Source organism: Gluconobacter aidae, from assembly GCF_009547075.1.
In the GTDB taxonomy this organism is placed as follows: Bacteria; Pseudomonadota; Alphaproteobacteria; order Acetobacterales; family Acetobacteraceae; genus Gluconobacter; species Gluconobacter aidae.
In genome coordinates, this window is the sequence record NZ_WIPH01000011.1 from 76,272 (window position 1) to 84,383 (window position 8,112).

The 8,112-nt window shown below is 62.8% G+C and carries 8 protein-coding genes; 4 read left to right on the forward strand and 4 right to left on the reverse strand.

Annotation, left to right across the window (positions count from 1 at the left end):
• Positions 1–29: 29 nt before the first annotated feature.
• From GFJ39_RS07015 to aroB, 3 genes are all read right to left on the reverse strand, one after another.
• Positions 30–542 carry a GtrA family protein gene (locus GFJ39_RS07015; RefSeq protein WP_153430661.1) on the reverse strand — a complete coding sequence of 171 codons (513 nt, stop codon included), beginning with the start codon at positions 540–542 and terminating at the stop codon, positions 30–32.
• A 168-nt stretch (positions 543–710) separates the two neighbouring features.
• Positions 711–1,850 (reverse strand): OmpA family protein, encoded by a 1,140-nt coding sequence (locus GFJ39_RS07020; protein ID WP_153430662.1) that lies wholly within the window; start codon positions 1,848–1,850, stop codon positions 711–713.
• A gap of 316 nt (positions 1,851–2,166) precedes the next feature.
• Positions 2,167–3,858 (reverse strand): 3-dehydroquinate synthase, encoded by a 1,692-nt coding sequence (gene aroB, locus GFJ39_RS07025; protein ID WP_153430663.1) that lies wholly within the window; start codon positions 3,856–3,858, stop codon positions 2,167–2,169.
• A gap of 60 nt (positions 3,859–3,918) precedes the next feature.
• Here aroB and GFJ39_RS07030 point away from each other — a divergent pair, with 60 nt between their 5' ends.
• The 3 genes from GFJ39_RS07030 (at position 3,919) to GFJ39_RS07040 (ending at position 6,302) form a co-directional block, all read left to right on the forward strand.
• Positions 3,919–4,305 carry a hypothetical protein gene (locus GFJ39_RS07030; RefSeq protein WP_153430664.1) on the forward strand — a complete coding sequence of 129 codons (387 nt, stop codon included), beginning with the start codon at positions 3,919–3,921 and terminating at the stop codon, positions 4,303–4,305.
• A 10-nt stretch (positions 4,306–4,315) separates the two neighbouring features.
• Positions 4,316–5,251, forward strand: coding sequence for a tyrosine recombinase (locus GFJ39_RS07035; RefSeq protein WP_153430665.1), 936 nt, complete (start codon positions 4,316–4,318; stop codon positions 5,249–5,251).
• Positions 5,252–5,327: 76 nt separating this feature from the next.
• The gene (locus GFJ39_RS07040; RefSeq protein WP_153430674.1) at positions 5,328–6,302 is read left to right on the forward strand and encodes an acetyl-CoA carboxylase carboxyltransferase subunit alpha; all 975 of its coding nucleotides are present in this window, start codon (positions 5,328–5,330) and stop codon (positions 6,300–6,302) included.
• Between the two features lie 46 nt (positions 6,303–6,348).
• Here GFJ39_RS07040 and GFJ39_RS07045 read toward each other — a convergent pair whose 3' ends face one another.
• Complete coding sequence (locus tag GFJ39_RS07045; RefSeq protein ID WP_153430666.1) at positions 6,349–7,119, reverse strand: competence/damage-inducible protein A; 771 nt, start codon at positions 7,117–7,119, stop codon at positions 6,349–6,351.
• 99 nt (positions 7,120–7,218) lie between these two features.
• Between GFJ39_RS07045 and GFJ39_RS07050 the strand changes: the two genes are divergently transcribed.
• Positions 7,219–8,112, forward strand: a complete 894-nt coding sequence (locus GFJ39_RS07050; RefSeq protein WP_153430667.1) for an SMP-30/gluconolactonase/LRE family protein — start codon at positions 7,219–7,221, stop codon at positions 8,110–8,112.

Consider the following 8,112-nt stretch of genomic DNA (forward strand, 5'->3'; position numbering starts at 1 on the left):
CTATTGTGGCCGCCTTGGAAATGCGGCCCTCAGTCATTGCGGCCATGAGGTCCGGTGCTGTCGTCGGGAAGACCGGACGGGCTCGAGGTGGCTTCCAGCATTGTGACGTCAGTCTGCGCCCGGAAGACGAGACGTCGCGAAAGATTGAAATTGGCGATCATGCCGCACAGAGCCCCTGCGGCAAGTGCAATCACCGGATGACGAACGGTCAGCGGAACCGTCGCGTACAGCAGGAAGACCATGCCGCGGTTGAGAAGAAATCCGAATGAATTGGCCAGCAGGAATCGCAGCCATTGCAGGACCATGTGCTGGTTTGAGGCTGCCGAGAGGCGGAAAGTCCAGAACCGGTTGAGGAACCAGTTTGCGGTCGCCGCCACGAAATAGGCGATCAGGGTTGCCGTGGTCAGTCCCAGAGGCGTCCGGAGCAGCGACACTGTTCCCCAGTCCATCAGAAACCCGAGACCGCCCACCGCCCCGAAACGCAGGAACTGATCGATGATTTCCGGCCGGGTGCGCGGATGGAAAATGCGACTGAGTGGCAAGGAGCATGTCTCCGGGGTGTCGGGATGCGCCCGCTCTAGCCCGTAGGGAAAGCCAGCCGCAAGGAGAGTTTCGTTTCCGGCATGGTGGCTGCCAAAAGAAAAAGGCGCCCCGAAGGACGCCTTTCTCGAAACCGAAGTCGAAGACCCCGGCGTCAGATCATGTCTGAATTACTTCAGGATGATCTCGACGCGACGGTTCTGCGGCTCGCGGGTGTTCGGGCCGGTCGGAACCAGCGGCTTGGACTCGCCATAGCCGTGGATGTCGATGGCAGCCGCCGGGACGCCGTCACGGATCAGCTCAGCCTTCACGCTGGCAGCGCGACGGTTGGACAGACCCAGGTTGTACTTCTCGCCGCGGGGACCCGGGTGAGCAGCAGAGTTATCCGTGTAGCCGTTGACTTCGATGCGCGTCGTCTGGACGTGCGTGGAAGCCTGGGCTGCCTGGGCAACGATCTCACGGGCGCGGCCCGTCAGGTTAGACTTGTCCCAGTCGAAGAACACGAGATACGTGCGGGCCGGGGTCGGAGCCGGCGGAACAACGACCGGAGCCGGCGGCGGCGGCGGGGGAGCCGTGTCGAAGGCATAGCGCAGGCCCAGGATGAACTGGTGCGAGAAGCGCTGGTCGAAGTTCACGTTGCCCTTGTGAACGCCGGAAGCGTTGTAGGCCGTGGAACGATACGGACCGTTGACGAAGTCCTGACCGATGAAACGGTATTCGGTCGTGACGGCCAGACCCGGAACGTTCGGGATGTCGTAGGCTGCACCGACGATGCCCTGATACGCGAAGCTGCCCTGCGTACCGCCCATGCGGTCAACAGCGCCGTTCACGTAGTTGGTCGTGGTCGGGTTGTAGTGCTGCCACAGATAGCCAGCGCCGACACCGACGAACGGCGTGACGGGGACGTTCAGGCCGAAGTTGGCGAGATCGATGTCATACAGCACGTTGACGAGGCCACCATAAGCCTGGTCGGACCCGTGGGTCATGCCGTTAACAGCCGTCGGACGACGGTGGTTGATCTGAGAGTAGTTGTACAGACCCTCAACTTCGACGCGCAGGCCGTTACCGAAGCCCCAGCCGAACGAACCGAAGCCCGTGAAGCCGTCGTGGTGGCGGTAGCGGGAGCTCGAGGCAGCGTTGCTGCTCGTGCCGTCAGCCTGCGTCGTCGGCGAGAAGGAGCCGTGCTGCTGCTGAACCAGATTGTAACCACCGCCGATGTTGACATAGGGGCCGGTGATCGTGCTGGCCATGGCAAGCGACGGTGCGGCGACCATCGACGTCATGGCAAGGAGTGCCGTGCGGAGACGCATGTTTTCGTCCTCTTAGTGACTAACGTTCGAGCCGTTGGAAAATGCTTTCACCAACGGACCCAGCGCGATGCATAAGCGCATATAGAGCCCAGAGTTCCCCGCGACAAAGCCAGTCGGGGTCTTCAGGCTCTACTCGGGGAAAGGGAGTGACATAAAAGCCACAATCCATTTCGCCCGCTTCACGATCTACGCCTCGCGTCTCCGTTGCCTTAGCTCATGGTTCCAGCAGAAGCCAGAGGCTGGAGCAGAAATCAGATATGCAAAAATGGAAGCAAAACAGGCATTTAGCTGCCATGTGACGGAATTTTAACATTCCTCACGGACGGCAGCCTTCGCGGATAAGCAGATTACGCACTGTTTCTGAAGGAATATCACGGGTCGTGAAGGCCTTCCCGATCCCGCGCAGCAGAACGAAAGCAACCTTTCCGTCCTGCATTTTCTTGTCCCGAGTCATGTGGTGCAGAAGTGTGTCGGCGGAGAACGACTCCCGGAACCAGTCAAAACTCACCGGCATGTCGAGACTGCGCAGATGACGGTCCAGTCGATGCAGGTCCTCTACAGGCGCATAACCAAGTTCCACAGACAGTGCCATGGCCAGATGAAGACCGATGGACACGGCCTCACCATGCAAAAGACGGCCGTCATAGCCGAGGTCTGCTTCAAGGGCATGACCGAAAGTGTGTCCCAGATTGAGCAGGGCGCGACCGCCGACTGCCGCCTGTTCCTTTTCGTCCGCCGCAACGACTGCGGCCTTGAAGGCACAGGCACGGCGCACGGCTTCCGCCATGGCTTCAGGATCACCGTCAAGAACGTCACCGCCGCGCGTTTCACACCAGGCAAAGAGTTCTGGATCGGCGATCAGACCTGATTTGACGATCTCGGCATAGCCGGCAACGCGCTGGCGACGTGGCAGGGTGGCAAGAGCCGAACTGTCCGCCAGAACGGCAACAGGCTGATGAAATGCACCGATCAGGTTTTTGCCTGCTGTTGCATTGATACCCGTCTTGCCGCCTACGCTGCTGTCCACCTGCGACAGAAGGGTTGTCGGGATCTGCACGAAGGGCACGCCCCGCAACGCGGTGGCCGCGACGAATCCCGCAAGATCGCCGACGACCCCGCCTCCCAGGGCAACAACTGTTGTCTTGCGTTCGATACCTGTGGACAGGAGCCGGTTCATGACATCCCCGTAGCAGGCAAGGGATTTGCTCTCCTCCCCGCCGGAAACCGAGATCACATCCGCTCTGATTCCGGTTTCCTCAAAGGACGCCAGCAGTCGGGGTAGATGGAGTTCAGCGACGGTATCATCGGTAATGACCGCCACCCGCTTCTGCGGCAGATGGGATGCAAGCCAGGCGCCCGCGCGTGAAATCAGGTCCGGCCCGATCAGCACGTCGTAGCTGTGATGGCTGAGGGATACGTGCACTGTTACAGGTCTGCGGTATTCGCCCAGAACTTCCCGGACCCGCTGCACGCCATTTTCCACGGTTTCATCTCCACAATCGATAATGATGTCTGCCTCTGCGTAGACCGGGTAACGCACCCCCACCAGCCGCTCCAGAACGTCCTCCGGGCGTCCCTGCGCCAGAAGGGGGCGTCCCGCACGTCCGGCGACCCGCCTGACCAGCACACTGACAGGTGCGCGGAGCCAGATCGAAACGGCATGGCGGCGGACCAGTCGTCGGGTCTGTGCGTCCATCCACGCGCCTCCCCCTGTGGCGAGAATACAGGGTGCCCCGTCGAGGAGTCGCTGGATGACGCGGCGTTCACCGTCCCGGAACGATGCTTCGCCATGGCGGGCGAAGATTTCGGGAATCGAGCAGCCGGCCGCTCTTTCGATCTCGATATCGGCATCCACGAACGGCAGTCCGCAGATCTGGGCAAGGCGCCGTCCGATGGTGGTTTTGCCGACCCCCATCATTCCAACGAGCACAACCGTGCGTGACGGCATGCCATCGGGGGAGAAAAAGGGTTCCGGCTTGGCTGAAAGGGGAAAAGGCAGGCGTGACATGCCCTGCTACCTATCATAGGAGAAGGAACACGTCCTGCCCTCACTTCGAGACCTTTTTCAATGGCAAATCTTGATCGTTCCCTTTTCCGCCTGCCGATGATCGGCGGGGCTGTTGCCGTCCTTCTTGTTCTGGGCGCCGGTGGAGCGTTTCTGCGTCTGGGCATGACGGCCACTCCGCCGGCCCAGACCATGGTTCACAAGGATCTGTCCGGAGGCGCGTTCGCCGGCTCCGCGACGCCGCAGGCCGCGCTCCCGGCCATGCCGCCCGTGCCGGCATCCGGCCCAATGCCGGCCCGGCCGGCCTCCGCTCCCGTCGCGGCTGTTTCGGCTGCCCCTGCCGCCGCCCAGTTGACGCCTTCCACACCGTTGCCGACGATGCCGGCTCCCAAGGCAGCGCCGGCCCAGCCCATGCCTGCTGCTTCGGCCGCACCGGCTCCCGCGCACTGATCCGTTCCTCATGGCGCGCGACGGTGACGTCCAGGGGGACAGCAGGCATGTCGAGGCTTTTCTGGAGATGCTTGCCGCCGAGCGCGGCGCGGCGCTGAAAACCCGTCAGGCTTACGCTTCGGACCTCGCTGATTTCGCAACCCACTGTGCGCCGCTCTCTCTCTCCGAAGCGCGGGGAGAGGATGTCCGGTCCTATCTGGCGGAACTGTCCCGTGCGGGACTGGCCGCGCGGACGGCGGCCCGACGCCTGTCCTGCCTGCGCCAGTTCTATCGTTTTCTGATGCTCGAGTCGGTACGTGAGGACGATCCGACCGAGCGGCAGCAGGCTCCCAAAATCGTATCGTCCCTTCCCAGACCGCTGGACGAGGATGAAATCCGCCTTTTGCTGGAAACCGGCACGCGCGGCCATGAAAACGAGCGTCGGGATATCGTCTCCCGCGCCGCGCTGGAACTGCTCTACACAACTGGTCTGCGCATCTCCGAACTGCTGGCCCTGCCGGCAACCTGCGTGCATGTCCGCGGACCGATGCTGCTGGTGCGCGGGAAAGGCGGGCGGGAACGACTGGTGCCTTTGTCCCGGAGTGCGCGGGAGGCGGCGGATCAACTCGTGCATCTCGATCGCGATCTCGGCAGTCCGTGGCTTTTTCCCGGACGCGATCCACAGAAACATCTCACGCGACAGGGATTCGACAAGATCCTGCTCGCCTGCGCCCTGAAAGCGGGGCTCGATCCGGACCGCGTCAGCCCCCACGTCCTGCGACATTCGTTCGCCAGCCATCTTCTGGCGCACGGGGCCGATCTGAGGGCGCTCCAGATGCTGCTGGGTCATGCCGATATCGCCACCACGCAGATCTATACGCAGGTCATGTCCGAGCGCCTGCGACAGGCCGTGGCGGCGCATCATCCGCTGGCACGGAAGGCCGGGGCCCCGGTCGATGCGGACTGAACCGATCATTCCGCATGTGCAGGGAGTGTCTCCGGGGGACTGTTTCCGGACGCGCAGGCGTGCTATCGGGCTGGCCATGCGCCAATTCCTAGATTTCGAGAAGTCGGTCGCCGAACTCGAGACCAAGATCGACGAACTCCGCCAGATGGGCAGCCAGGGCAAGGACTCGGGCACCAGCGGCATCAATATCGATGACGAGATTGCCCGTCTGTCCGAGAAGGCCGACAAGCAGCTCCGCTCGACCTATGCCAAGCTGACGCCGCTGCAGAAAGTGCAGGTGGCCCGTCACGCCCAGCGCCCCAAGGCGCTGGACTATGTGCGTCTGCTGACCACGGACTACACGCCGCTGGCCGGCGACCGCGCCTTCGGTGACGATGACGCCATGATCGGTGGTCTGGCCCGTTTCCGTGGGGAACCGGTTGTCGTTGTCGGAACCGAGCGTGGACACGATACCGAAACGCGCCTGAAGCACAATTTCGGCATGGCCCGCCCCGAGGGCTACCGCAAGGCGCAGCGCCTGATCGAAATGGCCGGACGTTTCGGCCTGCCGGTCCTGAGCTTCATCGACACCGCCGGCGCCTGGCCCGGAATCGACGCTGAAGCGCGCGGACAGGCCCAGGCCATTGCGAAGTCGATCGATGTCTGTCTCAAGGCGCCCGTGCCTCTGGTCGTGACCGTGATCGGTGAGGGCGGTTCCGGAGGAGCCATCGCCATCGGTGCGGGCGACCGCATCCTGATGCTCGAGCACTCGATCTATTCCGTGATTTCACCGGAAGCGGCAGCGTCCATCCTGTGGCGCGATCCGAAGCTGGCTCCGGCAGCGGCCGAGGCGCTCAAGCTGACCGCACAGGATCTTCAGTCCCTCGGCGTGATCGATCGTATCATTCCGGAGCCCCTCGGAGGCGCTCAGCGCGCTCCGGAAGAAGCCGTCAAGGCCGTCGGGAATGCGATTGCCGAAGAGCTTGTTTCCCTTCAGGGGCTTACCGGACCGGCACTGATCCAGAAACGCCGGGACAAGTTCCTGTCCATGACCCGCACGCCTCTGCACTGAGGAAGCCTTCAAAAGCCGCTGCTTTCCCGCAGCGGCTTTTGTTTTTTCAGGCGGGCTGCTTGTGCGCGGCTTCCCCGGCCAGCGGTTCGCGTCCATGCGCCATGATGAGATCGTGCAGCGCCAGTGCCGCTTTCCCGACCAGATCCCCGTCATAGCCCTTGGCGACCAGCGCCACACCGCTTGCGCCGTCCGGCAGATGGTAGGGATAGGACCCGAGATCGACCGTTGGAAATGTTTTCTGCAATGTCGCCAGATCGGCGGCGAAATCCCCTTCCTTCAGCCCTGCGGCATGCCAGCTTGCGGAAACGAGCGGCGCGCCCTTCTCCAGTTGCGGCACCAGCCACGCGACCATCGAGGCAAAGATCGACGGAACGCCGGCCATGACATGGACATTGCCGATGCTGAAGCCGGGCGCCACGGACACCGTGTTGAGGATTGGCGTGGAGCCTTCCGGCAGATAGGCCATGCGCTGCCGGGCCGCGTTGAAGCGATCCGCACCCAGCGCGGCTTCCAGCAGGCGGAAGCTCTCCTCGTGCCGGACCAGCGGTGCCCCCATCGCGGTGGCGACGCATTCGGCCGTGATGTCGTCATGCGTTGGTCCGATGCCGCCTGACGTGAAAACGAGGTCGAATGCCGCGCTGCATTCGCGGACCGTCCGCACGATCCGGTCTTCGATGTCGGGAATGACCCGGACTTCCATAAGCCGGATGCCCTGCGCATTGAGTGCCTGGGCCAGAACCCGCGTGTTGGCGTCCTGCGTGCGTCCCGAGAGGATCTCGTTGCCGATGACGAGAAAACAGGCAGTTTTTTGAAGCATCTGTCCGCTCCTGATAGTCTTCGCCACAGAACGTAACGGCTCGTCCCGCGTTGTCGAGGACAAACCCGCTCCGGACTTTCGTTTCCATCAGGAGGAACCATGACCAGCATCCCGCTTCACCAGCCCGAATGCATTCTCGATCTGCGCGCGACGCTGGGGGAGGGGCCTGTCTGGATTGAGGGCGAAAAAAGCCTGTATTTCGTGGATATCCCCGAAGCGAAGATCCATCGCTTCACACCCGCCAGCGGCGCCCATCAGACATGGTCCGCGCCAGATCGCGTGGCGTTCCTGCTGCCTGTCGCGGACGGGACATTTCTGGCCGGGATGCCGGACGGCCTGCGCCGTTTCGATCCACGTACCGGCGGCTTCTCCGAGCACACGATCGTGGAAGCCGAGAAGCCCCGCAACCGGCTCAATGATGGCTGTGTCGATCCGCAGGGGCGTGTCTGGTTCGGTACCATGGACGATGGCGAGGAAAACCCTTCCGGCTCGATCTATCGCGTCGTTCACGACGGCAGGGGGCTGAACATCACCCATCACGACGAAGGCTATACCGTCTCCAACGGGCCCGCCGTCTCCCCGTGCGGCAAGGTGCTGTATGTCTGCGACAGCCCGGAACAGACGATCTACGCCTTTGACATCAAAGCGGATGGCGATCTCGCCAATGAGCGTGTCTTCGCCCGGCTGGAGCACGGCTATCCCGACGGGATCGTGACCGACAGTGAAGGGGCTATCTGGTGTGGAACCTGGGGTGGTGGCCGTGTGGCGCGTTTCAGACCGGATGGTACGGAACTGCCCCCGATTCCCATGCCCGTCACGAATGTCACGAAAGTCGCTTTTGGCGGCGAGGACCTGAAAACGGTTTTCGTGACGACCGCGCGCAAGGGACTGGACGCAGAGACGCTGGCGAAAGAGCCGCAGGCCGGTTCCCTGTTCGCCTTCCGCACGGATGTCGCGGGCGTTCCGCAGCAGGTGTTCCGCCTGAACGGCTGA

Excerpts from the sequence above, each read along its gene's own strand:
- GFJ39_RS07020 (WP_153430662.1), bottom strand. The coding sequence starts at position 1,850 with ATGCGTCTCCGCACGGCACTCCTTGCCATGACGTCGATGGTCGCCGCA.
- aroB (WP_153430663.1), bottom strand. The coding sequence starts at position 3,858 with ATGTCACGCCTGCCTTTTCCCCTTTCAGCCAAGCCGGAACCCTTTTTC.
- GFJ39_RS07030 (WP_153430664.1), top strand. The coding sequence starts at position 3,919 with ATGGCAAATCTTGATCGTTCCCTTTTCCGCCTGCCGATGATCGGCGGG.
- GFJ39_RS07035 (WP_153430665.1), top strand. The coding sequence starts at position 4,316 with ATGGCGCGCGACGGTGACGTCCAGGGGGACAGCAGGCATGTCGAGGCT.
- GFJ39_RS07040 (WP_153430674.1), top strand. The coding sequence starts at position 5,328 with ATGCGCCAATTCCTAGATTTCGAGAAGTCGGTCGCCGAACTCGAGACC.
- GFJ39_RS07045 (WP_153430666.1), bottom strand. The coding sequence starts at position 7,119 with ATGCTTCAAAAAACTGCCTGTTTTCTCGTCATCGGCAACGAGATCCTC.
- GFJ39_RS07050 (WP_153430667.1), top strand. The coding sequence starts at position 7,219 with ATGACCAGCATCCCGCTTCACCAGCCCGAATGCATTCTCGATCTGCGC.